The organism is Leptothermofonsia sp. ETS-13, assembly GCF_049200465.1.
Lineage (GTDB): Bacteria > Cyanobacteriota > Cyanobacteriia > Leptolyngbyales > Leptolyngbyaceae > Leptothermofonsia.
In genome coordinates, this window is sequence record NZ_CP120836.1 from 3,221,848 (window position 1) to 3,247,784 (window position 25,937).

Below are 25,937 nucleotides of genomic sequence, written 5' to 3' on the forward strand. Positions count from 1 at the left end.
TTCTTCACCTAAATTCCTTGCCCTATGCTCAGTGCCCTGATTGTCATCCCCTTGTTGGGGGCCATCTTGATCGGACTGTTGCCCCGTGTCAGTCCTTCGCAAACAGGTGCAGAGGTGCCCGATTATTCCCGTGCGATCGCGCTTCTGTCCGTGACGCTGGCAGTCTTCTGGTCAATCCTCTTAGGGTTTAAGTTTGACACCAGCATTGCCCATCTGCAGTTTGTGGAGAACCTGCCCTGGATCGGTGCCCTTGGTCTGACCTACCGGCTGGGTTTGGATGGTCTGTCATTACCCCTCCTTGTGATCAATGCCCTCCTGACCTGGATTGCCATTTATAGCACCGACGAATCGCTCCAGCGTCCTCGCCTCTATTACATGCTTATCTTGTTGCTGAATGGGGGAGTCGCAGGCGCTTTTCTAGCCCAGGATTTACTCCTTTTCTTCCTCTTCTACGAAATTGAGCTGATTCCGCTTTATTTTTTAATTGCCATTTGGGGTGGTGCCCAACGGGGTTATGCCGCCACTAAGTTTTTGATTTATACCGCCATTTCGGGGGTTCTAATTCTGGCTGCATTTCTGGGGCTAATCTGGTTAAGCGGAACGTCCTCTTTTGAATATGACCCCAGCCGCAGCCAATTTCTACCTCTAGCAACCCAGTTTATTCTGTTGGGCACTTTGCTGATTGGCTTTGGTATTAAGATTCCTCTGTTTCCTCTCCATACCTGGTTGCCCGATGCCCACGTTGAGGCTTCAACTCCCATCTCAGTCCTCCTGGCGGGAGTTTTGCTGAAGCTGGGTACTTATGGGTTGCTACGGTTTGGGCTGGGTTTGTTCCCAGAAGCCTGGTCAGTGCTGTCACCCTGGCTGGCAACTTGGGCAGTTGTCAGTGTGCTATACGGGGCATTTACGGCGATCGCCCAGAGCGATATGAAAAAAATGGTTGCCTACAGCTCCATTGCCCACATGGGCTACATTCTGCTGGGGGCGGCGGCGGCAACCCCCCTCAGCACTCTCGGCACTGTTTTTCAAATGATCAGCCACGGGCTGATCTCTGCCCTCCTGTTTCTGCTGGTTGGCGTCGTTTATAAAAAAACCGGCACCCGCGATATCAACATCCTGCATGGGCTGCTGACCCCAGAAAGGGGCTTACCCATCATTGGCAGCTTGATGATCGTGGGTGTCATGGCCAGTGCTGGAATTCCTGGCATGATGGGTTTTATTTCAGAATTCATCATCTTTCGTGGCAGTTTTTCAGTGTTTCCAGTACAAACACTTCTCTGCATGGTGGGCACTGGCTTAACCTCGGTTTACTTCTTGCTACTGGTCAACCGCAGCTTTTTTGGTCGCTTACCCGTTCAGTTTTCAAATCTGCCCCCAGTCCAGTGGTCAGAGCGCATTCCTGGTTTTCTTCTTGCCACAATGATTGTATTTTTGGGATTACAGCCCAGTTGGCTCGTGCAATGGACTGAAACCACCACCACTGCCATGCTCATCTCCTATCCCACCATTGGTGCAGTGAACCACAGTTTGGCTCAAAAAGACAAGGGATAGAGGATAGGTATGGTGATGGAGTGGAAGCGGTTTGAGTACCGAGGACTAAGGACTTAAGGACCGCATCCTACCCCCTACCCCCCACTCCCCATCTCCTACCCTCCACCTCCTACCCTCCACCTCCTACTCCTGACACCTAATCCCTCCTATGGTCAGCACTAGCAATAAACTCCCATCTACTCACCCTCTGGCAGACATCATCTACCGCTTGGAGAATGGCGGCGCGCTGCTACCAGACTCTCCGGAGAACGTGATGGAGGTTGTGGGAATTCTCAAAAGCTATGGCGTTGTCCTGGATGCCTACTGGCGCAATTTGATCTACATTTCTGAGCATCAATTTTTGGTACTGTTTCCTTTTTTCAAATACTTTAATGGCGAATTTTCGATTGGAAAGTTGTTGCGTCACTGGTGGCATGATCGCATCAATTATGAATTTGCCGAATATTGTATGAAAGCGATGCTCTGGCATGGAGGCGGCAAGCTGGATGCCTATCTGGATTCGCAGGAGTTTTGCGATCGGGCCCAGCAAGCCATTCAGGCAAAGTTGCGCGGTAACCCCCTGCTGCAAGGAGTCTCAAAAGCCTTTCCTGACTTTCTGCTCGAGCAGGTGCGGCAAATGGCCTATTACAGTACGTTGGGGCAGTTCTGGCGAGTTATGAGCCCCATGTTTCTGACCCTGTCCGATCGCTACGATCGGGGAGAGGTCAAATCCATTCCCGATGTTGTCAACCATGTGCTTCAGGGGCTGGTGAGCGCTGCCGATAAACCCATTACCTATGCGGTTAACATTCGCGGGCAGGAATACGAACTGGTGCCCAAATCCGCTGGGTTAACGTTTCTGATGGATGCAGCGGTACCTTATGTAGAAGCTGTTTTCTTCCGATCTTTCCCCTTCATGGGCACAATTTCTTACAATGCCCAGGCCCGGCAAATTCCCCCAGAGCAAGAACGATTCTCCTACGGCGCACTCTACGCAGATCCGCTGCCGGTTGGCGGTGCAGGCATTCCCCCCACCCTATTGATGCAGGACATGACTCACTTTATTCCTGACTACCTGCATCGGTTTTATCAACGCACACCCAGGGGTGAAACGGATCTGCGCGTTAAAATCTGCATCAGCTTTCAAAAGTCGATGTTCTGCGTAACTACAGCCGCTATTCTGGGATTGATGCCGTTTCCGGTAGACACTCCAGATCTAGAACAGCAGAAAAAGAACCGTGCCTACCTGGAGAACTGGATGGATCGCCTGCTGGAGTCGCGACTGCTTACTGTTCAGGTCTGTGAAGTTTAGTTCAGTTTCTTATAAGTAAGAAGGTAGCCATCCTTAATTGGAAAGGGGGGAGTGGGGGTTTCATCCCCTCCACCCCCGGGTAGTGCGCAAATCGTAATGATTTTGGAGTTGTTTTGTCTGAGATCCTGTGGGGCAGCGATCGCTCAGTCGCTCCAGAATTCGCTCTACCTCTTGCAGACTGTCTTCCGAAAAATCTAGTAGTTCACCAAAGGAACTTTGCCTGGTTATCTAAACCCGGAAAAACCAATTTAGGAGCGAAAACTAAATAATCTCTGGAACCTCACCCCGCCTTCGGCACCTCTTTCCGAGCCGGAGAGGGGACGGGGGAGAGGTTGAGGATGTGGAAAAATCAGATGTTATTTAATCCATGCTCCTTAGGAGATTTTGAAGGGTTTGAAACCCTTCAAAATCTGCTTGGCAGACTACTAGTGGACAATGGCATAAGTCCAGCTTAGATGAATCTCAAATATGCCTTGGCCCACTGGACAGCTGCCTGGGCATAGGGCTTCATTTCTTCGGAGACGTTTAACTCAGCAATCCTTTGTTCGATTTTTCACATCGCTCTTTAAAATTGCTTTTCAAAACTTTAGGCAGCGACAGTAAAAACCAGGAAAGATCAAAATATATACGCCCCACGCTTAAGTCAATATTCTGATGTCCGCGACTACTGAAACCCCTGGCTTCTATCCCATCCGGCTAAACCCGTTCCTGGTCTGGTTTGCCCAAACGCTCTCTCTGTTTGCTACCCAGTGGCGATATAAGATTGACCTCCAGGTCGAACTGGAAGATCTGGAGCAGTTAAGAGCTTTGAAGGGGCATCGGCGGCTGCTTCTGCCGAATCATCCGACCTTCCAGGATCCCATCGTGATTTTTCTGCTGTCTGCAAAATTACGCCAGACTTTTTACTACCTGGCCGCCTATGAGACGTTTAAAGGGCTGCTGGGGCGTTTTTTGCAGAGTGTGGGCGTTTATTCCATCCGGCGCGGTATAGCCGATCGCCCCAGTATCGCCTACACCCTGGATTTAATGACCCAATCCGATTGTTGTCTGGTGATTTTCCCGGAGGGGGGTTGTTCCTTCCAAAACGATACGGTGATGCCCTTCAGAGTCGGCGGAGTCCAACTGGCGTTTCAGGTACTCAGCCGATTTTCCAGGCGGGGCGAAGACATTCCTAATTTTTATGTGGTGCCAGTGAGTATCAAATACCGCTATACCCAGGATATGACCCCCGCCATTCAGGCAAGCCTGCATCAGTTAGAAACCCAGCTCGGTTTACCGGGGACTGGCAACCATTATGAGCGGTTGCGGGCGATCGCTAAACAGGTTCTGGTCAATCTTGAAAAAGAATACGGGCTTCATACTTCACAAACGACGCACCAGCCCTGGAATGATCGAATCGCCATTCTGAAATCCCACGTTTTACAGGAATGCGAGCAATACCTGTCGATAAAGTCAACTCCCGGCGAGCCGATTCGAGAGCGGGTTTACCGCATCCAGTATGTTCTACAAACCAGTGACGAACTTCAGGAAACCAACATTCGGGATAATCAGGAACCGCAGTCAGAGAATAGCTGGACCCCAGCCACGGTTCAAAAAGCTATGTTTCGCCTGCTTAACTTTGATGCGATCCACGACGGCTACGTTGCAGAAAACCCAACTCCAGAACGTTTTTTGGACACTCTGACCCGACTGGAGCGAGAAGTATTTGCCATTGATCAACCCTCTCCCAAAGGGCATCGTCAGGCCAGAGTAAAAATCGGTGAACCTCTTAACCTGAAAGACTTTTTTGAGGAATACCAGCAAAATCGCAATCACATCATCAACCAACTGGTAGCAAACATTCAACAAACTGTTCAAACCAATCTCAACCAATTGAGCTAAGCATGGGTTTATGAATTGTTGGTAGTGCTCAAATCATAATGATTTTTCAGTTTGAAATGATAGTGGCCAGCGCCGCTCATCATTAACTCTTGAGGTCTACCTGATTGATGGAAAGAAAATATGTTAGAGGATTATACGATGGTCAGATTCTGACTGATTTTGATGAGGTAACGCCACGGTTTGAAGATGTTATAACTCTACGCGGGCGCGTTAGGACATTGGAATTAAAGAGGGAGTAGGGACTTCGCCCCCAGCCAGGGGTTCCACCCCTGCACCCCATCCTAACCATAATGACTATCGCTATACCACTGAGTCGAATGCCCCACTCGCGACAGTAGGTCCGATTGGGCCGAGAGCGATAGATTTGGTCAGCATGAACGGACTTGGGATAGTGTCCAAAGCGTTGCTGAAACCGCTCAATCTGAGCGGGCAGGTCAAATGTCCGCAGGCGCACAACTTGCATCGATGATTAATCGTCCTTGATTGGGAGGAGGATCTGCATCGTCATCCTCCTCCTGCTCACGCTCATCTGCATCAATCTAAGCTTGAGCTTGGCACGACTCATCAGTGTCTAGGACGATGGCTTCATTGATTCGCTCCACCAACTCTAACGTCAACCGTTTGCGACAATGCACTAGCATCGCACTGTCAAACGGTGCCCTATCACGGTATTCCGACAAGCCTAGAAAGTACTGTAAGTACGGATTTTCGCGAATCTGTTCGACCGTTTCTGCATCACTGGTACCGAGACGTTCTTTGATGATCAACGCTCCTAAGGCCATCCGAAATGATTTGGCGGGGGCACCTATGCTCTCACTTAGTTGCCCTGCATACTCCGTTTCAAATGGCTCCCACGGCATCTACGCCGCTAGCTTGACCCAGCGGTTTTCCCCAGACAGTTTGCCACCAAACGGCAGGTAGAAGTTCTCAAATGCAAGGTGTCTGGGGGGAGAACGACGCGACATCGGAGAGGGGGATGCAAGGTTTTCAGCGGTTTACAGTGCTTTTGCCGGCATTTTATCAAGGGTAGTAGAAGATATCAAAGATACGACAAAAGATGTAATCGACAAAGCCTAGTGCAAGTAATCGATAGCGTATAAGCCCTGATAGTAGGGGCGTTCCATAAAGCGTTTCTACTGTCAGCTATGTTTTCTGGAAAACACGGGTAGTCAAACCATTCCCCTTAGGATGGAGAAGTTGAGGTCGTTTCAAAATCGTTCAGTTTCAATGCATAATGCCCAGGGAAAAAAAATCTTTTGGAGGTGGTTGGGCGATCGCCTCCAAATTCCATCAGTTCTCCTCGCTAGCCTCATCATCTTTAACATTTTCAGCCCGTCTGCTTTAGCAGAAACTAAGCAAATTCGCTCCACCCTCCGTCCAGCCAAAGATCAAACCTTTACAGAACTGATGGAGCGAGCAGAAGCCGTCGCTGAAAGGTTGGTAAGACAAACCTTTGCCAAAGAGCCAAAAGTGACAGAAGTTTCCGTCACCGTTTTGGGAGAGCGTAACGGTCAGGAAGTGCCCCTCCTGTTTTCAACCGTTTCCCGTATCAACTGGAAAAAAAATCCTAAAATTCAATCCTGGACGACCTACTTCAACAACTTCTCTGTTGCACTGTTGGGGTATCGCAAACCTCCCAGTCCCCCAATTCCCCAACCGCCTGCTCCTGTAGAGTCTCTTCCAGGCACCGAAGTTCTTCCAGCAGATCCTTCAGCTCCTCAATTGCTTGTTCCTAGTACAACACCTCCTCTCCCAGTTCCGGCTTCTCCCCAGAGTGGAACCCCAGCTGCAGGAACGACTCAAAATTCCCAACCCCCAGTAGCGGTGACTCCCCCCAGATCAGCGCCCTCAAGTCCCATAAGTATTTCACCTAATTCGGGTTACTCCCCTTCTAAAGCGCGGCTTCAAAATGACCCTGCCTTTAGAGATGATTGAGTTACCACCACTTGCGGACATCTAAAAACCACCGTTTATTACTGGGGGGGGCGGGTGGTAATGGCTTACCACGCAACATACGCCATGTAATCGAATCAACAATTCCATTGGCTTTCAGTTTGTGTTTTTGTTGAAAAGCAATAACTGCTTTTTTGGTTTCTTTGTCAAAAATTCCGTTTCGCTGGACGTTATAACCGCAGACTCGCAGTAATCCCTGGAGTTCACAAACATCAGAGCCTTTGTGTCCTAAGCGAAGGATACGGCTTCCAGGCTGGATCGAAATTTTGAGTGCCGCACGAGTTTTGGGGCCAACAATACCGTCAATTCTTAACCCCTGCTGCCGCTGAAATTCTTTAACTGCTGCTTCGGTGATATAGCCAAAGTCACCATCAATTCTCAGCTTAAAGCCGTGGGCATTCAGCAGTTCCTGAAGCTCAGCTACAGCAGGTCCTGTATCCCATGGATAGATTGTTGGGCCTGCCAATGCAGCAGGGCTCATACCAGGCACCATTTCAGGTTGAGTATCCATTGACATCATCCCGTCTAGCCGCAATGAACTATGTGTAGCAGCACTTATGTAATTAGGGGATCAGGAACCAGAAGGCTGGAGGCAGAAGCCAGAAGGCAGGAGAAACACTCATAGCCTGCATCAGAATTCAAAACTTTCTCACCCCCCACTTTCTATTTTCCAGCTAAGCGGTTTGTTGTGCCATTTCCATTAAAATTGTTTGAGCGCTCCGCTCTGGAGAATCTTCGGTGGGATGGCGCTGGATGTAGGAACCATCTGATTGCAGATCCCATGCCTGACGGTTATCAGCCAGAAAAATATCCAGGCATGTCTTAAGTTTTGTGGCAATTTCTGGATCTTCAATGGGGGTGACGGCTTCAACCCGGCGATCCAGGTTGCGGGGCATCCAATCAGCACTGCCAATAAAGACTTCTGGCTTTCTGTTATTCTGAAACCAGAAGATCCGGGAATGCTCTAGATATCGACCGACGATACTGATAACGCGAATGTTTTCACTGACGCCTGCAATGCCAGGACGCAGACAGCAGATGCCGCGAATAATCAAATCAATTTGTACACCTGCCTGGGAAGCTTCGTAGAGGGTGCGAATGATTTGGGGATCAACCAGGGCATTCATCTTGGCGATGATGTGCCCTGGTTTGCCATTTTTGCTGTGTTCGGCTTCGCGGCGGATGAGGGCAATGATGCGATCGCGCAACGTCACTGGAGCCACCAACAGCTTGCGATAAGACTTTTGTTTAGAAAAACCCGTCAAGAAATTAAATAAATCGGTCAGGTCTGCCCCCAACGCTTCCCGACAGCTTAGTAAGCCCAGATCTGTATAAACCTTAGCGGTTTTTGGATTGTAATTGCCTGTCCCAATGTGGACATAGCGGTGAATCCGCTCATTTTCCTGGCGCACAACCAACACAATCTTGGTGTGAGTCTTAAGCCCGATAACACCATAGACCACATGCACACCCGCATTTTCAAGCTCTCTCGCCCAGGTAATGTTGCTTTCCTCATCGAAGCGGGCTTTCAGTTCCACTAAAGCTGCCACCTGTTTCCCATTTTCTGCGGCGGCAATGAGCGCCTTAATGATGGGAGAGTCGCCTGAAGTGCGGTAAAGCGTCATCTTAATAGCCAGTACATCCGGGTCATTGGCCGCGTAGGTGACAAAATGCTCCACCGATGCCGTAAACGATTCGTAGGGATGATGCACCAGCAAATCCCCCTCCCGGATGATACTGAAAATATTGCTTCCCTCCTCAACCTCTAATTCACTTTCCGCAAAGGCAGGTAACTTCCGCAAACGGGGAGGAATGACTGGAGTGAAGGGAGGATCTTTAAGATGGGGCAGAGGCACTCCCAGCAAAGAAAAGAGGTCCCTTAATCCCATTGTCCCGTTCATCATATAAACATCCTTCTCTGTCAGGTGCATTCCTTTCATTAAGGTCTGCCGCACAAAGTCAGAAATGGATTCTGGAATCTGTAAGCGTACCACAGAACCACCAAAACGTCGCTTGCGTAGCTCTTGCTGAATTGCCAGCAACAGGTCTTCAGCTTCGTCTTCGCGTAGTTCCAGATCAGCATCCCGTGTGACCCGAAAAACATGATGTTCTTGAATGGTCATGCCAGGAAACAGCGCTTCTAGATTGTGCGCAATCACCTCTTCCAGTGGAACGCCTGCCCAAATGCAGGGTTTTCCCCTGTGCAGGTGCAATTCTGAAGGAAACTGAATAAATCGAGGCAGCACCCCAACAGGTACTTTCACCCTGGCAAAAGATTCCTGCCCGTTGCTCGGATCTTTCACAACCACCGCCAGGTTCAAGCTCAGGTTTGACATAACAGGAAAGGGATGGGCGGGATCTACGGCCAGCGGCGTCAACACAGGAAAGACTCGCTCTTCAAAAAAGCGTTGCAGGTAAAGACGCTGATCTTTATCCAGGTCGGTGTAGTGGAGCAGGTAAACACCTTCCTCGGCCAGTTGGGGAATTAATTCTTGTTCAAGGCATTGCTGAACTTGAGCCACCATCGGATGCAGCAACTGGCTAATCTCATCCAGTTGCTGTTGAGCAGTGCGGCCATCCGGGGTTCGCTCGTTGACTTCGGCAATTACCTGTTCCTTTAGAACAGCAACCCGCACCATGAAAAACTCATCCAGGTTTGAAGCAAAGATGGCAGCGAATTTGACCCGCTCCAAAAGTGGGGTGCGGGGATCCAACGCTTCATGTAGAACACGACGGTTGAATTCTAACCAGCTCAACTCTCGGTTGAAATAGTACTGAGGATTGTTCAGGTCAATTTCGGATGCGGCTTCTTTTGCTCTTGGCATAGATTTAGCGATGGTGAGTGTTAAAGATACTCCCAAACTTAGCGAGAAGTCGTAAAGTGCGCTAGAGAACAGCACACTTCTTAGGATTTTTTGCTCCTCACACCTTATACTTTTTTCCCACTTAAATCTGGCTCCTAATTCTTCTTTTGGAGGTATACATCAAAGGCTGTGTAGTTGAGCAAAACTGATTGTTTTCATCAACAAAGATAATTTGAGTTTCCTGAACTTTTTGGAGTAAGTTAACGGTGGGGTAAGCTTCTGGGAGACGATGATTCAGAAGTTGCGATCGCTCCCACCATGAAGGGGGTCTTTGATGAAAAAACTGATTAAGGGACTGCGCGAGTTCAAGGCTAGTTACGTAGCAACTCATCGGGATTTGTTAGAACAGCTTTCCCATGGGCAGAAACCTAGAGTGCTGTTTATTACCTGCTCAGATTCGCGAATTGTACCTAATTTAATTACACAAACGGATCTGGGTGAATTGTTTGTAATTCGCAACGCCGGAAATATTATTCCCCCCTACGGAGCTGCCAACGGCGGTGAAGGGGCATCGGTGGAATATGCGATTCACGCTCTGGGGATTGATCAAATTGTGGTTTGTGGGCATTCCCACTGCGGCGCGATGAAAGGGCTATTGCAATTGAATAAACTTCAGGAGGAAATGCCCCTGGTCTACGACTGGCTGAAACATGCAGAAGCGACACGACGTCTGGTGAAGGAAAACTATGCTAGTTATTCGGGCGAGGAATTGCTAGAGATTGCGATCGCCGAAAACGTGCTGACCCAGATTGAAAACCTGAAAACGTACCCAGTCATTCACTCCAAACTCTATCAAGGTAAACTCAGAATTTACGCCTGGATCTATCACATTGAAACGGGCGAAGTACTGGCCTACGACCCTGAAACTCACTCCTACATGCCGCCTCAGAGCCAGATTACAGAGTACTCCAAAGATAGCTCTATCCCCACCAGGCTCATCAGTACAATGGCTCCCCCCGTCGCCTGTGAAGTTCCTCCATTACAAGTTGAGGAGGTTGCTATTGTAGACCATGGCAACCGGACCCCAGAACCTGGAGAACAAGATGCATTGCCGTGGTTATCTCCAGAACAGGCAGAACGCATCTATCGAGGTACGGTTTCAAGAAGATGAACTTTCATATAGCGATCCTATCGGGATTGTGAAAAGGGATTCCTGTAGAATCCCTTTTCACAAAACCTTTTCATTTCACGAATTATTTAGGACCGCCATATACTATGCTTCGTCCTACGATCCTTCAACTCCGAATCTTTCCTCAGTCGGTTTTGTACCTCAACCCAACCTGTAATTAAAGCCTTTCAAGCAAACAGCGACAAACTCTTAATGAAATAGCCAACTGGTAAATGAGTACTTTTTGCCACGGATGACGGGTAAGGATTGATGCGGATGGGTGTAATAGGATGGGAAAACCAGCACGGCACCTCGTTGGGGTTTAACTTTCAGGTTTTGGCGATCGAAAAAGGTTTCACCCCCTTCAAAGTTGTCATTTAAATAGCCAACAATACTGATGTCCCGTGTAGGAATTCCATTGGCAACCTCAACAAAACGGCTTGCTAATAGCAAATTGTCAACGTGTCGCTTATAGTTTTGTCCCGGCAGGTAACGCAGGATGGAACACATTTCGGCATGGGGAAATTTAATGCCGTAACGTTTAAACAGCATCTCCTGAATGACCTGAATTTTTTTCAACAGCAACTGGTTGGTTGAGCCCTGAAGCGCCCCTTCCTTATCTCCCAATGGTAAAATCCCACTGCTGCGGACGTCAGTGTCCACAACGTTGACCAGGATGCTGGATGGTTTAAACTGGCAACACTCTGCAATCTGAATGATATGCTCACACATTGAGGGCTCCAGCAAACCCTCTACAAGAAGAATTTCCGATCCAAGATCTTTGAATTCGTATCCCACAACAGCACCTAGTACGTCCTATTGAGAATGCCCAAAAATACGCGCCAATTCCCCAAGACTCCACGCACTCCGTTTCCACTAGCTCTTGATCGTGTTGCCATAGCTCTCATGGTAACCCTGAGTGTTGTAATTGGAGTGTTGCTTTGGGGTGGAGAGCGAGCGTCGGCTCACGTCCGCAGCTTTAGCTGGCAAGACCGGCACATTGGGGCAGAAGATACGGCATTTATTCTCAACTTTAGCCGCCCTATGGATTCCGCTAGCGTGGAGTCTAATTTGAAAATTAACCCACCGCTTCCTGGCAAGAGCAGTTGGGCGGGGCGACGGATGGCCTATACATTGTCGATGCCTGCGCCCTATGGTACAGAATTTGAGGTCCGACTTGAAGGTGCAAAGGATCGGTTTAGTCAAGGCAAAGGGGCCAGTATTCAACCCTTTGTGGGCCATTTTCGTACTCGCGATCGCGCCTTCGCCTACATTGGGGTTGAAGGGGAAGAAGAAGGACGCTTGATACTTTACAATTTCACCCGCCAGGAGAAACTGGCGCTGACTCCCAAAGACCTGGTGGTGATGGAGTTCAAACCCTATCCCCTGGGCGATCGCATTCTCTTTGCCGCTACCCAACGTACCGCCCAACCCCAGGGTTTACTAGAACAGCAGCTTTTTACCGTAACTACAGGAATTCAGATCCACCCCCCAGAACAAATTACCCCCCAGGCATCAGAAGTACCAGTGGTTCTACCAAAACCGGAACCTGCCGGCAAAGTTGAACTGGTGTTGGATAGCAGCACCCACCAGAACCTCAAATTTGATCTGTCTGCTGACGGTCAAGTAATTGTGGTGCAGCGGGTGAACCGCAACGATCCTGCCGATTTTGGTCCCTGGATTGTGCGGCAGGGAACCCCCCCCACACCACTAAAGGGTGAACCAGGTGGTGACTTTCTCATCACACCTGACAGCAGTTCCCTTGCGATCGCCCAGGGACAGGGACTAGCTATTTTACCCTTAGAACCCGATGCCAAGCCCCTGGATTTTCTACCCAAATTCGGTACTGTGCTAGGTTTTTCCAGAGATGGTTCTCTGGCTACGATGATTAAGTTCAACACCGACCGGACGCGATCGCTCTTTCTTGTCAGCAACCAGGGCACTCAAAAAGAACTGCTGCGGACTACCGGCTCAATCCTCAACACCCAATTTGACCCCACCAACCAGATTCTCTATTGTTTACTCACCGAACTAAAAACCGATAATGATCTTTACCGGGAAGAACCTTACCTGGCCGCTATTGACCTCAAGACCAGCAAACTTTCTCCCCTGATTTTGCTCCCCGATCAGCGTGACGTTCAGATCAGCCTATCACCCGATGGGCTGGCCATTTTGTTTGACCAGACCACTCACACAACCACAGCCAGTGCAACCACCAAAGAACCGCTGCAAGACAGCTCCGGCAAAGCGATCGCCAACAGCCGCCTCTGGCTCCTGCCAATCAATCCCGAGGCTCCCACAACCAACCCCATGCCCGAACCCCTTCCTTTCTCTGGCATCCGCCCCCGCTGGCTCCCTTAAGTAAGGAGTAGTTGTTAGCTGCTAATAGCTTTGTTGCATGCATAGGAGGAAGAATTGGGCGTTGCTGAATTTGGGTATGCAATAGGTCTGTATGCTCGAAACTTCGTTTCGATTCATACTGCTTTTCAGCAACGCTGAGGAAGAATTGAGAGTCGTCGAATCGAAGCGTAGTGTGAGCAGCCATCGATATGTCCAAATCAAGCTCCAAGCCTAGTACCGCATCCGCAATTGGTCTGAGTATAATGCGGCCTTTGAAGTAACGAGGGAATATGGGTAGTGTCCTAGAGAAAAGGATGGTGAGAGGGGGGAAGTGTGTAAAACGCCCATCCTTTCACCATCTCCCTCTCCCTGTCTTAACCTCTATCCTTTCCTAAACAGGACTACCAAATTGAGCTATGCGCCACGAATTTGAAAGCCGCGCCATGTTTTCTGAAAACGTACACCCAGTCACAGCTGAAACTGAAGCCAAATCTTTCTAAGGCGGCACCCAGATTCGAACTGGGGATGAAGGTTTTGCAGACCTCTGCCTTACCACTTGGCTATGCCGCCCCTGAGCAAAATGCTCAAGATTTAGCATATATCAAATTTTGCTTCTTAGTCGCTAGAGAGTCTATATCGCTCTAAGAGGACCAGAAGACAAGCTCAGATTTCTGGAGGGTGGAGTTAAAGTTTTTTCACTTTTGACCGGATACTTGCTGGCAATCCTCGAATGAGTGTGACAGAGATCACTCGCTTAGTTGTAAATGATCGCACACTGAAAGCCTTTGGAAGGGTAGTGTAATTATTTATAGAGATAAACGTGACTATACAGATTTTAATCTGTGAATGAAAAAATTCTATTTGATACGTACTGGTTAAAACCTGCTGACACCTGGAAGAAGATAGGGCAAGCACATGAGTCTGGTGGAAGTTTCATCTTGCCTCTAATGATAGCCAGGTGCTAGTGGTTCACCAAAGGAACTTTGCCTAGTTATCTAAACCCGGAAAAACCAACTTAGGAGGTTTTGAAGGGTTGTAAACCCTTCAAAATCTGCTTGGCAGACTACTAGTGGCTATCCCACTCCAATCTCAAAACTTATCAGAGATTTCGTTTGAATTTCTTCAGGCAGCCGTTATGACTTCGCTTTCTCCACTGCGTGTTGTTCAGATTACAGATGTTCACCTGTTTGCTGATGGAAGCCAGCGATTGTTAGGTTTGCCAACGATGGAATCCTTTCAAGCGGTTTTGAGTCAGGTCAACTTATTGAAATGTAAACCTGATTTAATCCTACTCACTGGAGATCTATCTCAGGATGGTACGCCGGAGTCTTACCAAAAGTTGCAAAGATGGCTGACCCCGCTCAATATTCCAACCTACTGGTTGCCGGGTAATCATGATTTTTTGCCCGCAATGGAACAGGTTCTAGATGATGGGATGATTTCTCAGGAAAAATCATTTGAGGTCGGGGGATGGCATTTTCTGTTGCTTAACTCCCAGGTGTTGGGCTGTGTACATGGGTATCTGACACGCGAAACTTTAAACTGGCTTGATCAACAGTTAAAAATGTCTAGGGACCGTCCAACCCTGGTAGGGCTTCACCATCCGCCGTTCATGGTGGGTTCCGATTGGCTGGATGGGAGCACTCTCCAGAATCCAGAGGATTTGTTTGCAGTCCTTGATCGCCACTCCCAGGTGAAGGTGGTGTTGTTTGGTCATATTCACCAGGAATATAGCCAGCAGCGGCGACAGGTGCAGTATCTGGGAACGCCATCTACTTGCATTCAGTTTGAGCCAGGTAGTGAGGATTTTGCATTGGGGGACGAGCGCCCAGGGTTCAGGTTGCTCCATCTCTACCCGGATGGAAGCTGGTGGACCGTGGTTAAACGGACAAGTTACTCGCATCAGTTGGACCTGGCAGCGAAGGGGTACTAGTTGTTCGCTACCACGGGCTACCAATCATAGTAAAGGCTGACCAGTAGAAGGGGTGGGAAAGCTGGCGATCGCGAACAGTCACGCCTTCTGGTAAGAGGATGCCATCTCTAATTCCGACACCCTGCAGACGGTTATTTTCAACATAAACCTGACCTCTCGCCATTGCCAGTTGGGCTTTCTGCAGGGCTTCAGCTTTGATGCGGGCGGTGCGCAAATCCCGATAGAATCCGGTCATGAGGGCCGCTGTAGCGGCATCACTGACATACCAGAGACTGGCAACAGCGGTTTTGACTCCAGTCTGGACGGCGAGACCACCAAATCCCAGTTCGGCTTCGCGATCGCCCAATGCGGTGGCGCAGGCACTCAGTACCAGTAGTTCTACCTGGGGATTGTTCCAGCCCAGGTCGCGCACCTGATTAAGCCGCAGCTTATCGTCCCAGAATTGAATGTAGGAATTGCTCACTGTACCCGGTTGAAAATCGGCATGGGTCGCCAGGTGAATGATACCGAAAGGCTGTTGTTGTCTCAGGGCAATCAGGTTGTTCAGCGTTGCGTTGGTGTTGAACACCAATCGACCGGCCCAAAATTGACTTACCTCCGTCATTTCAACGGGTACCGCGGGTAAGGGGGGCTGTCCCTGGGTACTTTCAGAAATTCCCAGGCCAAGGATTTGGGAGTCTTTGATGTCCTGGTAGCGGGTATCGGTGAGGCTGAGGCTGGGCATGGTGCCCATACTGTATTTTTCAATCAGGAAGCGCTGCCCATCATGGAGGGCGGCAACAGGGAGCGATCGCAAACCCGATTCCATCATAAACACCAGATTATCGATACCCCGCGCTTCCAGATCGGCTTGAAGGGGAGCGATGATCCACTGGTAAAATTGTTGAGCGGGTTGCAAATAAGTTTTGCTGCGCGTTTTTCTAGGATCAGCCACCTCGGAACGGAACTGCTGAGCAACGGCCATTACCTTTTCCCGCGTTGCTTGCGGGATGCGTTTGCGAATCGGATTGCCTCTGCTTGTCACGGCAACCACCTCTAACTCATCGGTGGGCCGCTTCTGTCCGTTGCCCTGGGGTTCCCGAGATTTGGTTTGAACGGTAATCCTGGGTGGAATTTCAGCTGGAATGAAGCTGACATAAACAAAGGCGGGTTTGGCTCCCGTTTCTTTTTCTATTTGCTGGGCAATGTCCTTCAATTCATCCAGGGAACGAATACGAACCGGTGCCAATCCCAGGTACCCCTCATACTCACGGGTAAAATCCTCCTCAGGGGTGGGAGTGACATCCAGCGTGACGGTGGGAGTTTGCACCCAGTTGGGTGGCTGATTATTGGGATTGGCACATTTGGTCAGGATACAGGGACTGTCAATATTCGGTGGTGGAGGCACTTTGGGGTCCACTTGAATCGCGATCGCCTGGTTCACTGTTTCAATGCCATCGGTTGCACTGAGAACAAAAGCACTGTTCAACGTTCCCTGGAACCCGGCTGGAGGAACAAATTCCAGATTAGCACTTGGAGGCAGAACATCCCCTGGGGTGGCCACACTGCCGTTAATGCGTAAAACAGAACCGACTGCGATGGCAGTCACAAAGATGGAAGTTGGGTTGTCATCGTTGGCGTCAAAGCGCACGGGATTTAGCGCCGCAGAGGTAAAGTTAAACGGTTTATCCTGTTGAGCACCCACTAAGGGGGAGTTGACCGTCAGGGTTGGTCCAGTATTGAGGAAGGTAATCTGGATAGTTCCCCCCGGAGAAACAAATGGACTGGGGGAAAACGGAAACGACTGTGCTGTAACTGTTTCAGCACCCGTATCAATGGCTCCAAATAGCCCATTGCCGCTAATAATAGTGACTGAAGCATCCCCAACATTAAAGGGAACATTATCGGGTCCACCATCATGCTGAATCGTGACGGTGCCGTTTGTTCCGTCATTGAGACTATTAGTTGCGATCGTGTTGGAGGTCGCAGCGATTTGCCCCGTTCCCCGCACCTGCCCTCTGGCCGTAATCGTTACGTTGCCTCCGTCGGTAGGTGGGCCATAGCCAAATCCATTACCCCGCGTATCAATACTGCCAAAGCTGATAGCTCCTCCATTGCTGGTGGTTGTCAGGGTTACGGTGTTCCCGGATGCTCGATCAAAAGGCACACCCGTTGCGGCAATATTGCCAACAGTGATGGCTCCAGTGGCGCTGGTGACGGTAATTGCCCCCGCTGTTGCAAGTGGCCCAAAGCTACTATAGCCATTGCCAATCAATTCACCGGCGGTAATAGTGCCACTGGCGTTTAAGGTAATGTTGCCGCCGTTGCCGAAGGAACCGAATCCACCGGCGGATGTGTTGATATTGCCGACCGCCAGGGTTCCGCTGGAAGCTGTCAGGTTAACATTGCCGCCATTTCCGGGCGCAAAATCAGAGAAGCGGCGAGTGTCAATGTTGCCCAGAAAAAGGCTGGTGCCCGAAATGCTGACGGAGCCCCGGTCGGTTCGAATGGTGTCTGTGGCATTCACAAATCTGACCGCTCCAGCACTGGAGGTGAGGGTGAAGCTGCCAGTGGGTCCCAGGTTTAAGCTGGCGACACCGGGGGTGGTGACACCGGGAGTAGTTCCCACAATTGGGTTAATGGTGATGTCTCCGGTGGCTTGCAGGAAGACGTTTGCACCCGCTGCCGCGATCGCCCCCCAGGAAACGGTGTTCGCCCCCACATCCGGCGTGGCAAACAGGATGTTCGGCAGGGAGCCATCTAAATCGCCTCCAGTTGGAGCATCAATAATGGTCAGGGTGGAGGGGTCAAGCAGGAGGGTGCCTGCATTACCGTTTGCAGCCAGGACGTTGACATTTCCCTGAAAGGCGAGAAATTCTTTGCCGGACACTTCTACAAATCCACCATCGCCGCCCTGAGCACCGCCCTGGGCATTGATGGTTCCCCAGAACTGCGTCGCGTTGTCTGCCCAGACAATCACCCGACCACCGTTGCCACGAACCAGGCTGTTGGCATTGATGACTGAGTTTGGATCTACAAACGTTTGGGTCGCATTGGGAACGGTTCCCCGGCCCTGGTAATCGCCTCCGATCAGGATGGTGCCGCCACTGGTCATACCGGAGGCATTGATGGTGGCCCCAACGACACCTACCTGTGAACCCAGAATGCTGACCTGTCCTCCCGTTTGGCCGGAGGTGTCCAATCTGCCGGAGGCGATCGCGATGCCTGGAGCCGTCGGAATCTGCAACTGAGAACCCTGCAACTGGATAGTTCCGTTGGAGTTTACCGTCAGCCCGGTTGCGTTACCCAAACTGCCACCCGTCAGGAGTTGGGGTAAAGAGGGTGGGGTAAAGGGTAAAGGGGGAGGAGCGGTTGGGGGAGAAAGGGGTGAAAACTCCAGACTCAATACACTGCCGGATTGGTTCAGGCGCACCAAATTTTCTCCCGGCACCGCTGTCAGAATAATCTGCCCTTCGGGTGCGGTTAGTTGCCCAATGTTTAGAAGGGTACCGCCTATCAGGGTCAGGTTTTGCCCCACTCCTACGGTAAGGTTGCCCGCATTAATCAGACTGCCGGGTTGGTTTGTGGCAGAGGCGAAACGGTTGGGGTTGCCGGTTAAAGCAGCGTAATCGGTTGCACCAAAGGCATTGAACCAGCCATTGTTGAAGCCAATGCCGCTGGCGGTGGTGGCTGTAAAAGAGGCGGGGACGTTCAGACTGGCGTTTGGACCAAAAACAATGCCAGCAGGGTTCATCAGGTAAAGGTTGCTGGATCCACCTGTCACCTGAATCAACCCGTTGATGACGGAAGCATCCCCTCCCACAACGCGACCCAGAATATTTTGAATCTGAGAGTTGGAGAGGAAGTTGACAATTTGTCCCTGGTTGAGACCAAACCGCTGGAAGCTGTGAAATAGATTGGCTCCGTCACCGGATAGCTGACCGCCACTGATATCGAGGCGATCGCCACTCGGAACCACGATAGTATTCGTACCGTCCCCTGCTGGAACAATGGATTGGGCCTGGGCAATCCCCATCCCCATTACCCCTGCCAGTGGAAAACTCGCCAGCAACGGAATCAGTTTAGCGGACTGGACAGGATGGATTTTACGACGTAGAGAAAATTGTCCTTCGGGAAGGCTGACCTCGATCGCATAACGATCAGCCATACCTCGTCGCTTCAGGGCATGGGCGATCGCCCGTTGGGAAGCCAGAATTTGACTAAGCCGATTCTGTTGAGAAATGGTCTGGGCATGGTGACGGTAGTAGTAAAGCGGTTTCCGGAGTCGCTCAACCCGCGCCACTTCTGATAGTCGCAAACAGAGGTCGTAATCCTCCGCATACTCCATTGATGCATCAATGCCCCCTGCCTGCTCAAACACCCTGCGGCGCATCAGCCGAAACTGGAAGGTCATGAAATCGACCAGGAGGCGATCGCGGGAATAGGGGATTCCGCACCGACTTCCGTATCCCAGGATCTGCCCATTTTCCTGAATATCCAGGTAGTCGGTGTAAACCCAGCCAATTTCAGGCTGAGCTGCGAGGATGGCAACGGTATCAGCCAGGGCAGTGGGTGCCAGCAGGTCATCGCTGTCTACACAACAGAGATAATTTCCCGTGGTTGCCGCAAACGCCTGCTTGAGGGCACGAACCCTGCCCTGGTGGGAAGCTGCAACCACTCGAATCCGCTGATCTCGCCTGGCATGGTAATGAGCAATTTCAAGCGATTGGTCGGTTGAACCGTCGTCCCAGATTAATAGCTCGAAGTGGGGGTAGGTCTGGGTCAAAACGCTTTCAATGGCCGCGGACAGAAAGCGCTCCCGGTTGTGGTTGGTGATAACAATCGAAACCAACGGCGACATCGAAACCAATGGTGACATAGCGGACTCCCAAAAAACTTGACCCTTTGCCCTATTGCGCCAGCAGGTGAATGACCAGGGTAGGATAACGCTCTACCTCTGGGATTTGCGACGACATTTCCAGTTGCGATCGCCCATTTAAGAGGGGACACCTTCTAACCCCTTATTCACCATGACATGTTCCGATCCGTGAATAGGTAGCGTTTCCGTGGCCGGAGTCTATAGCGGTTTTCATTTAAATGAGGTACGGGATTGTGAAGTACAGTGAGGGTGCAGTGCACCCTCACTGTACTTCACACCCTTGAAAAGGGCTATATGATGACCTCATCACCCCCTTTTGGGTCAGTTGCTTAAAAATTTATTAGAGCAGATGGTCTATTTGAATACTCAGAAACTCAACTTAGGCTGTGGTAGAAACATTCTCAAAGGCTGGATCAACCTGGATAAAGTCTTCCAGAAGGGCGTTGATGTCATCGCGGACCTGGATGATTGCCAGAACACCCCGCTACCTTTTTCAGATAACAGTGTGGATGAATTTTTAGCCAGCCATTTACTGGAGCATCTTCACCATCCCCTGCCCTTCATGGAAGAACTGCATCGCATTGCCAAACCTGGGGCAAAGGCCACCTTTCGCCTTCCCTATGGTGCAAGTGATGATGCGTTTGAAGACCCTACTCATGTTCGGCTTTACTTTTTGCGATCGTTTGGTTTCTTCTCTCAACCGTTCTATTTCAAAGCCGATTATGGCTACCGGGGGGACTGGTCCACCGACAAAATCACCCTTCTGGTTGAAGCTCAACGACACCAGGGAAAAACCGCTGAGCAAATCCTGTATGAAATTGATACCTATCGCAATATTGTGAAAGAAATGATCGTGGAAATGCATACCATCAAACCAATTCGGGAACCTAGACAGGAACTCATCGCTGCACCCCACATCGAAATCATGTTGATTTGAGGAAATTGTTTAAGAAACTTGATAACAATTTTCCTGACGGGGGCGTGAAGGGGTCGGGAATATTGATTCAGAGTTTCCCTGTCTATCTAATGACTGACCCGCTGACCTTTGCTGCAACCGTACTGGCTCAAACCCCCTCTGAAATCCCGCCGCTTCAACCAACTCCGCCCATTCAGCATTGCCAGGCAACCATTTCAGAGCTGAAACCCCTGCGTTTGATGAGCCAACGGTTACAGACGGATATTCGACCGGATTCCAGTTTCACCCCGGTTGAATTTTCTCAACCTTCGAGCCTGGCACCCCGTTCTGGTAGCCAGCTTTATCGGCAGCGGCTGGTGGCACTGAAAGCAGGCCATCTTTACACCCGGTTGTCGTCTGATAGCTATCGGGCCGTCTGGAGCCGAGCCAGAAAACAACCCAGTTACAAGGAATGGCGAATTCTTTTGGCCAAAGAAGCCAGGGCAGCAGCCAGAGGGCAGGGAAGCAATCGCCTGAATGTGCTGTTGGGAGACTCGCTCAGCCTCTGGTTTCCGGGAGAAGGTCTGCCCCAAAAACAGTTCTGGCTGAATCAGTCGCTTTCAGGTGACACCACTGCCCACATTCTGCGTCGTCTTTCATTTTTTGCCGAAACGCGCCCCAGTGTCATTTATCTGATGGCGGGCATCAATGATTTGAAAAAAGGAGCCAGCGACAATCAGGTTTTGTGGAACTTACGTCAAATTGTGCGACGGTTGCAGCAGTCCCACCCGTCGGCACAGATTGTGGTGCAGTCTATTCTGCCGACCCGCTCTGCCCAGTTTTCCAATGAACGAATTCTTCAACTCAATCAGAAACTGGAGGCGATCGCCCAACAGGAGAATGCCTTTTTCCTGGATCTCTACCCCTATATGGCAGACACTGAAGGTAACCTGCACCCCAACCTGACAACCGACGGAATCCACCTGAACGCAAAAGGCTACGCAACCTGGCAGACGGCATTGCTTCAGGCTGACCAGTGGATCGCTATGGGGGTTCTCAAAAGCGCCCGTAAGCGTAATACTTACGACAAATCGGCTATTGCTCTTAGAAACCAACGTGAGTGACCTGGATAACCAGCTACGCCAGCTCGTGGAGGAAGCGTGCCAGCATCCCCCCGGTAGCCCTGATCGCCAGAAACGCCTGACCCAAATCATTCGGTTGGTATCCGGCAAACTCTGGAAGGAGCCTGTGTCCTACTATCAGGATGCGCTACAACAGACGTGGGTGTTCTTTTGCCAAAATCTGTGTGAAGCGACCACGGGCGATCGCTACAATCCCAGCCGCAGCACGGTAACCACCTGGCTCAACTACTACCTGCGGCGGCGGTTACAGGACTTTTACATCGAGACGCAAAAACAGCTTACCCGGACAGCTTCGGTTCAGGTGAAAACATCACGCTCCGGCGAGCCCGATGAGGTCGTGAACCCGGTTGATACCTTACCCTCCGATCCCGACATTCCACCCATTCTGGATGAGGTACGAACCTGGGCAGAGGCAGATGAAAGCGGCGAACTGCGACGGATTCACATTGAAGAGCATCCCCACATCACTTGCCGAGAACTGATTCTGCGACGATTACCACCGGAAACAAGCTGGAGGGAGCTTTCCCAGGAATTTGGGTTACCTGTGTCAACCCTGAGCAGTTTCTATCAACGTCAATGCCTTCCCCGGTTGCGTAAATTTGGTGAGTCACAAGGATATATATGAACAACAGGAAGGACTCCCGACTATGACCTACCGTACCTATGAGATTGACGGGTTTGCTCTACCATTACCGATCGCCCAGGCTGCCCATGAGGTCGCAAATCGATTTGCCCGGGAGCAACCCACCCCCGAAAAAGCAGAACAGGTCCGCCTCAACACCCTGGCGGTATGGGTAGTAAATGACTACCTGCAAATGATGGGCATTCCCACCAGCCGGGAGGCCAGCGATAGTTGGAATCCCGTCATGCGACTCTGTGCCGATGTGGCCGATTTAGAAATACCGGGTGCCGGACGTTTGGAGTGCCGCCCTATCAGAGCCGAAGCCCACACCTGCCCGGTGCCGCCCGAAGTTTGGGAAGACCGGATAGGCTATGCCGTGGTGCAACTGGACGATCGCCTGTCTGAAGCCACATTGCTGGGGTTTGTACCCACCGCGGCGGTGGAAGAGTTGCCCCTCAACCAGTTGCGATCGCCGGAGAACCTGCTCGACCACCTGTTTCAACTGAGACAGGCAGCAGCCATTCAACCTGAAACTGCACCAGCCCCCAGCCCTCGCATTAACTTGAGCCAGTGGTTTGAAGGTGTGATTGAAGCAGGCTGGCAAACCGTGGACTGGTTGCTGAACCAGCCAGAACTGGCTCCCGCTTACGCCTTTAGAGGCGAGGAAGCCGTGGCCTTCGGCGATCTGGAAACCGGCATTCGACGCCTGAAACTGCTACATCTGGGTGGGCAACCTGGCATCATGTCCGTTGTCCTAATTGTGACAATTCAACCCAACCCATCCACCACCCCTCCCCAAACCAACATCCTCTTGCAGGTGCATCCCATCAGCCAGCCCCAGCTACCTTCCGGCGTGCAACTGATTGTGCTGGATGATTCTGGAACCGTCTTCCTGGAAGCCGAATCTAGAGATACCGACAACTACATTCAGTTACGGTTTAGCGGCACCCCCTGGTGAAGCCTTTAGCGTCCAGGTTGCTTTAGGAGCAATACGGGTAATGGAAGGGTTTGTGATCTAAAAGGGTGAGGGGTGAAGGGGTAGACGGGTAGATGGGTGGACGGGTGGATGAGTTTTGGCCCCCTCCCCTACTCCCCCCTCCCACCCCTCCCCTCTTCTGGAGGAATTTGTGAATAAACTGATTGTCCTGAAAATCGGTGAAGGTAGTTTTGAGCAGGGGTTCCCTGTGACGTTTCAGGTTGGGGAAGAGGGTGCCCGCCCCGCAACGGAGGTGACGGGGAAACTGTTGCCAGATCAGGAGTTGCCGGGTCTTTATCAGCAGTGGCAGGTGACGTACCGGGGGGTTGGGGCTGCATTCTCGACTTTCGGCTCCCGATGAGCAGGTGAAAAATGTTTCGCTGTTGCAGGACTGCGGTAAGACATCGGCGTTGTTGCGCGATCGCCTCAATGCCTGGCTCCAGACTGAACCATTTCGCCCCATTCGGGAAAAGTGGCTGGAAAAACTTCACCCCTCTGACACCATCCGCGTGATTGTGCAGACGGAAGACCCCCTGCTGCAAAAACTGCCCTGGCATCTGTGGGAAGTCCTGGAACGCTATCCCCAGGCCGAAATTGCTCTCAGTGCGCCTGCTTATGATCAGGTATCCCACCACTCGACGCCGCCCGGTCAAGTGAGTGTGCTGGCAATTTTAGGTAATAGCAAAGGAATTGACACAAAAGCAGACCGCGCATTGCTGGAGAAGCTGGCTGATGCTGAGGTAAAGCTGCTGGTGGAGCCCTCTCATCAGGACTTGAGCGATCGCCTCTGGGAACATCCCTGGGATATCCTGTTTTTTGCCGGGCACAGTTCCAGCCAGGGGGATGGAGAGACCGGAAAAATTTACATCAACCAGACTGACAGCCTGACCATCAACCAGCTCAAGTACGCTCTTAAAAAATCAACGGAGCGGGGCTTAAAGCTGGCCATCTTTAACTCTTGCGACGGTTTGGGTTTAGCGCGAGAACTAGCTGACCTGCACATCCCCCAGGTCATTGTCATGCGTGAACCTGTCCCCGACCCGATTGCCCAAGCCTTTCTGAAATACTTTCTGCAAGCCTTTTCTAGCGGTGAGCCGCTCTATCTCGCGGTTCGCCAGGCACGGGAGCGTTTGCAAGCCCTGGAAGATCAGTTCCCCTGCGCCACCTGGCTGCCAGTGATCTACCAGAATCCCGCGGAACAACCACCGACCTGGCAAGAGCTAAAAGGGATCGAAGTAGACCCAACCACCCAACCACCCTCCACCCCCCTTCCTCGCCCTCCCCTCCGTCTCCACTGGGCGATCGCCCTCAGCCTCACCATCACCGCCCTCCTCTCCGGTATTCGCTACCTGGGAATGCTCCAACCCATCGAACTTCATGCCTTTGACCAACTACTACGCCTACGCCCAGAAGAGGGAACCGATGCCCGCCTGCTGGTGGTGACGATTGACGACAGCGACATTCAGACACAGCCGCAGAAAGGGCAGGGTTCGCTTTCAGATGGGGCATTGAGCCAACTGCTGGAAACGCTGGATCCCTATCAACCGCGTGTGATTGGGTTAGATATTTACCGGGATCGTCCAGTTGAGCCAGGACAGAAAACCCTGGCCAGCCGATTGAAGCAGGATGGCAGGCTGGTGGTCACCTGCAAAGTGAGCGATACAGAGAGCAAGGTAGCAGGCATTGCTCCACCGCCAGAAGTGCCGGGCGATCGCGTCGGCTTCAGTGACTTTTTAGAAGACCCGGATGGGGTTCTCCGCCGCCAATTGCTGTTCATGGATGTGCCGCCCGATTCGCTCTGCAACACGCCCTACTCATTTAGCCTGCAACTGGCATCTCGCTACCTGGCCGCCGAAGGTATCGAACCCCGTTTCACTCCGGAGGGAAACCTACAGCTTGGCAAAACCGTCTTTCAGTCTATTCATTCCCGTACAGGTGGCTACCAGGGAATTGATGCCTGGGGTAGCCAGATTTTGTTGAACTACCGGGCGACCCGCCGACCCGTTGCCCAGGTGAGCCTCAGCCAGGTCTTGAGTGGGCAAATCAACGCCAGTGCAGTCAAAGACCGAATTGTGCTGATTGGGGTAACGGCCAGAAGCTACAGCGACTACTGGTCTACCCCCTATGGATCGGGTCCGGCAGAAAAGATGGCGGGCGTCGTGGTACAGGCTGAAATGACGAGTCAAATTCTCAGCACCGTTCTCAACCAGCGTCCTCTGCTGTGGGTCTGGTCGCAGGAAATGGAAATTGCCTGGATTGGAGTCTGGTCCCTGGTAGGTGGAATGGTGACCTGGTGGATCTATAGTCGTCGCCAATCGTCTAAGCAAACAATGATCTGGGTTGTGCTGACAGTGATTACTGCTTCAGGTGCGCTCTGTCTGATCTGCTCTGGTATCTTAACCCAGGGAGGTTGGGTTCCATTGGTGCCAGCCATGCTGGCGATCGCTGCCGCTGCCGGCACGGTCAGCCTTCACCACAGCTTTCGCAGCCAGCGATTGACTTAAGTTTCCCCTTCATCAGGAG

General features: G+C 51.2%; 17 protein-coding genes, 1 tRNA gene and 1 pseudogene. 13 read left to right on the forward strand and 6 right to left on the reverse strand.

Translation table 11 applies throughout. The features are described from left to right. Window positions 1–24: 24 nt before the first annotated feature. The 3 genes from P4D80_RS14580 to P4D80_RS14590 all read left to right on the forward strand — a co-directional run bounded on the left by P4D80_RS14580 (window position 25) and on the right by P4D80_RS14590 (window position 4,723). Window positions 25–1,551, forward strand: a complete 1,527-nt coding sequence (locus tag P4D80_RS14580; RefSeq protein ID WP_421654728.1) for an NADH-quinone oxidoreductase subunit M — start codon at window positions 25–27, stop codon at window positions 1,549–1,551. 148 nt (window positions 1,552–1,699) lie between these two features. Continuing rightward, window positions 1,700–2,842: a CO2 hydration protein gene (locus P4D80_RS14585; RefSeq protein WP_421654730.1), complete on the forward strand. Its 1,143-nt coding sequence runs from the start codon at window positions 1,700–1,702 to the stop codon at window positions 2,840–2,842. Window positions 2,843–3,496: 654 nt separating this feature from the next. Then, window positions 3,497–4,723: a lysophospholipid acyltransferase family protein gene (locus tag P4D80_RS14590; protein ID WP_421654731.1), complete on the forward strand. Its 1,227-nt coding sequence runs from the start codon at window positions 3,497–3,499 to the stop codon at window positions 4,721–4,723. Between the two features lie 595 nt (window positions 4,724–5,318). Here the strand turns inward: P4D80_RS14590 and P4D80_RS14595 are convergent. Next, a pseudogene (locus P4D80_RS14595) lies at window positions 5,319–5,688 on the reverse strand (transposase); the annotation flags it as partial. A gap of 262 nt (window positions 5,689–5,950) precedes the next feature. On the opposite strand from P4D80_RS14595, the gene P4D80_RS14600 reads away from it, so the two are divergent. After that, window positions 5,951–6,658, forward strand: coding sequence for a hypothetical protein (locus P4D80_RS14600; RefSeq protein ID WP_421654732.1), 708 nt, complete (start codon window positions 5,951–5,953; stop codon window positions 6,656–6,658). Window position 6,659: 1 nt separating this feature from the next. Here P4D80_RS14600 and P4D80_RS14605 read toward each other — a convergent pair whose 3' ends face one another. Together P4D80_RS14605 and ppk1 are read right to left on the reverse strand one after the other, a co-directional pair. Further along, entirely contained in the window at window positions 6,660–7,187 is a 528-nt protein-coding gene (locus tag P4D80_RS14605; protein WP_421654733.1) for a peptidoglycan-binding domain-containing protein, read from the reverse strand. 163 nt (window positions 7,188–7,350) lie between these two features. Beyond that, window positions 7,351–9,501, reverse strand: a complete 2,151-nt coding sequence (gene ppk1 / locus P4D80_RS14610) for a polyphosphate kinase 1 (protein WP_421654734.1) — start codon at window positions 9,499–9,501, stop codon at window positions 7,351–7,353. Window positions 9,502–9,814: 313 nt separating this feature from the next. Here ppk1 and P4D80_RS14615 point away from each other — a divergent pair, with 313 nt between their 5' ends. After that, the gene (locus P4D80_RS14615) at window positions 9,815–10,651 is read left to right on the forward strand and encodes a carbonic anhydrase (protein ID WP_421654735.1); all 837 of its coding nucleotides are present in this window, start codon (window positions 9,815–9,817) and stop codon (window positions 10,649–10,651) included. Window positions 10,652–10,858: 207 nt separating this feature from the next. Here P4D80_RS14615 and P4D80_RS14620 read toward each other — a convergent pair whose 3' ends face one another. Further along, window positions 10,859–11,380, reverse strand: a complete 522-nt coding sequence (locus P4D80_RS14620; RefSeq protein WP_421654736.1) for a prolyl hydroxylase family protein — start codon at window positions 11,378–11,380, stop codon at window positions 10,859–10,861. 93 nt (window positions 11,381–11,473) lie between these two features. Between P4D80_RS14620 and P4D80_RS14625 the strand changes: the two genes are divergently transcribed. Beyond that, window positions 11,474–13,009, forward strand: coding sequence for a hypothetical protein (locus P4D80_RS14625; protein ID WP_421654737.1), 1,536 nt, complete (start codon window positions 11,474–11,476; stop codon window positions 13,007–13,009). Between the two features lie 478 nt (window positions 13,010–13,487). Here P4D80_RS14625 and P4D80_RS14630 read toward each other — a convergent pair. After that, window positions 13,488–13,558 (reverse strand) — tRNA-Cys (locus P4D80_RS14630). A gap of 565 nt (window positions 13,559–14,123) precedes the next feature. Between P4D80_RS14630 and cpdA the strand changes: the two genes are divergently transcribed. Next, window positions 14,124–14,921: a 3',5'-cyclic-AMP phosphodiesterase gene (cpdA, locus tag P4D80_RS14635; RefSeq protein WP_421654738.1), complete on the forward strand. Its 798-nt coding sequence runs from the start codon at window positions 14,124–14,126 to the stop codon at window positions 14,919–14,921. A 7-nt stretch (window positions 14,922–14,928) separates the two neighbouring features. On the opposite strand, the gene P4D80_RS14640 is transcribed toward cpdA, so the two are convergent. After that, window positions 14,929–19,779 carry a CHAT domain-containing protein gene (locus tag P4D80_RS14640; RefSeq protein WP_421654739.1) on the reverse strand — a complete coding sequence of 1,617 codons (4,851 nt, stop codon included), beginning with the start codon at window positions 19,777–19,779 and terminating at the stop codon, window positions 14,929–14,931. 358 nt (window positions 19,780–20,137) lie between these two features. On the opposite strand from P4D80_RS14640, the gene P4D80_RS14645 reads away from it, so the two are divergent. From P4D80_RS14645 to P4D80_RS14670, 6 genes are all read left to right on the forward strand, one after another. After that, window positions 20,138–20,716, forward strand: coding sequence for a class I SAM-dependent methyltransferase (locus P4D80_RS14645; RefSeq protein WP_421654740.1), 579 nt, complete (start codon window positions 20,138–20,140; stop codon window positions 20,714–20,716). 89 nt (window positions 20,717–20,805) lie between these two features. After that, a complete protein-coding gene (locus P4D80_RS14650) occupies window positions 20,806–21,798 on the forward strand; it encodes a GDSL-type esterase/lipase family protein (RefSeq protein ID WP_421654741.1) in 993 nt (330 codons plus the stop codon). After that, complete coding sequence (locus P4D80_RS14655) at window positions 21,791–22,441, forward strand: sigma-70 family RNA polymerase sigma factor (RefSeq protein ID WP_421654742.1); 651 nt, start codon at window positions 21,791–21,793, stop codon at window positions 22,439–22,441. Before P4D80_RS14650 ends, P4D80_RS14655 begins: the two co-directional genes overlap by 8 nt. Before the next feature lie 22 nt (window positions 22,442–22,463). Then, on the forward strand, window positions 22,464–23,396 hold the full coding sequence (locus P4D80_RS14660; RefSeq protein ID WP_421654743.1) for a DUF1822 family protein: 933 nt from the start codon (window positions 22,464–22,466) through the stop codon (window positions 23,394–23,396). 169 nt (window positions 23,397–23,565) lie between these two features. Then, window positions 23,566–23,775 (forward strand): hypothetical protein, encoded by a 210-nt coding sequence (locus P4D80_RS14665; protein ID WP_421654744.1) that lies wholly within the window; start codon window positions 23,566–23,568, stop codon window positions 23,773–23,775. Next, complete coding sequence (locus P4D80_RS14670) at window positions 23,741–25,918, forward strand: CHASE2 domain-containing protein (RefSeq protein ID WP_421654745.1); 2,178 nt, start codon at window positions 23,741–23,743, stop codon at window positions 25,916–25,918. The genes P4D80_RS14665 and P4D80_RS14670 overlap by 35 nt, the downstream gene beginning before the upstream one ends. The last annotated feature ends 19 nt before the right edge of the window (window positions 25,919–25,937 follow it).

Bases quoted from the DNA above. Each gene is read 5' to 3' on its own strand.
- P4D80_RS14615 (WP_421654735.1), top strand. From the start codon at position 9,815: ATGAAAAAACTGATTAAGGGACTGCGCGAGTTCAAGGCTAGTTACGTA.
- P4D80_RS14625 (WP_421654737.1), top strand. From the start codon at position 11,474: ATGCCCAAAAATACGCGCCAATTCCCCAAGACTCCACGCACTCCGTTT.
- P4D80_RS14585 (WP_421654730.1), top strand. From the start codon at position 1,700: ATGGTCAGCACTAGCAATAAACTCCCATCTACTCACCCTCTGGCAGAC.
- P4D80_RS14605 (WP_421654733.1), bottom strand. From the start codon at position 7,187: ATGGATACTCAACCTGAAATGGTGCCTGGTATGAGCCCTGCTGCATTG.
- P4D80_RS14650 (WP_421654741.1), top strand. From the start codon at position 20,806: ATGACTGACCCGCTGACCTTTGCTGCAACCGTACTGGCTCAAACCCCC.
- P4D80_RS14620 (WP_421654736.1), bottom strand. From the start codon at position 11,380: ATGTGTGAGCATATCATTCAGATTGCAGAGTGTTGCCAGTTTAAACCA.
- P4D80_RS14640 (WP_421654739.1), bottom strand. From the start codon at position 19,779: ATGTCACCATTGGTTTCGATGTCGCCGTTGGTTTCGATTGTTATCACC.
- P4D80_RS14660 (WP_421654743.1), top strand. From the start codon at position 22,464: ATGACCTACCGTACCTATGAGATTGACGGGTTTGCTCTACCATTACCG.
- P4D80_RS14600 (WP_421654732.1), top strand. From the start codon at position 5,951: ATGCATAATGCCCAGGGAAAAAAAATCTTTTGGAGGTGGTTGGGCGAT.
- P4D80_RS14590 (WP_421654731.1), top strand. From the start codon at position 3,497: ATGTCCGCGACTACTGAAACCCCTGGCTTCTATCCCATCCGGCTAAAC.
- P4D80_RS14580 (WP_421654728.1), top strand. From the start codon at position 25: ATGCTCAGTGCCCTGATTGTCATCCCCTTGTTGGGGGCCATCTTGATC.
- ppk1 (WP_421654734.1), bottom strand. From the start codon at position 9,501: ATGCCAAGAGCAAAAGAAGCCGCATCCGAAATTGACCTGAACAATCCT.
- cpdA (WP_421654738.1), top strand. From the start codon at position 14,124: ATGACTTCGCTTTCTCCACTGCGTGTTGTTCAGATTACAGATGTTCAC.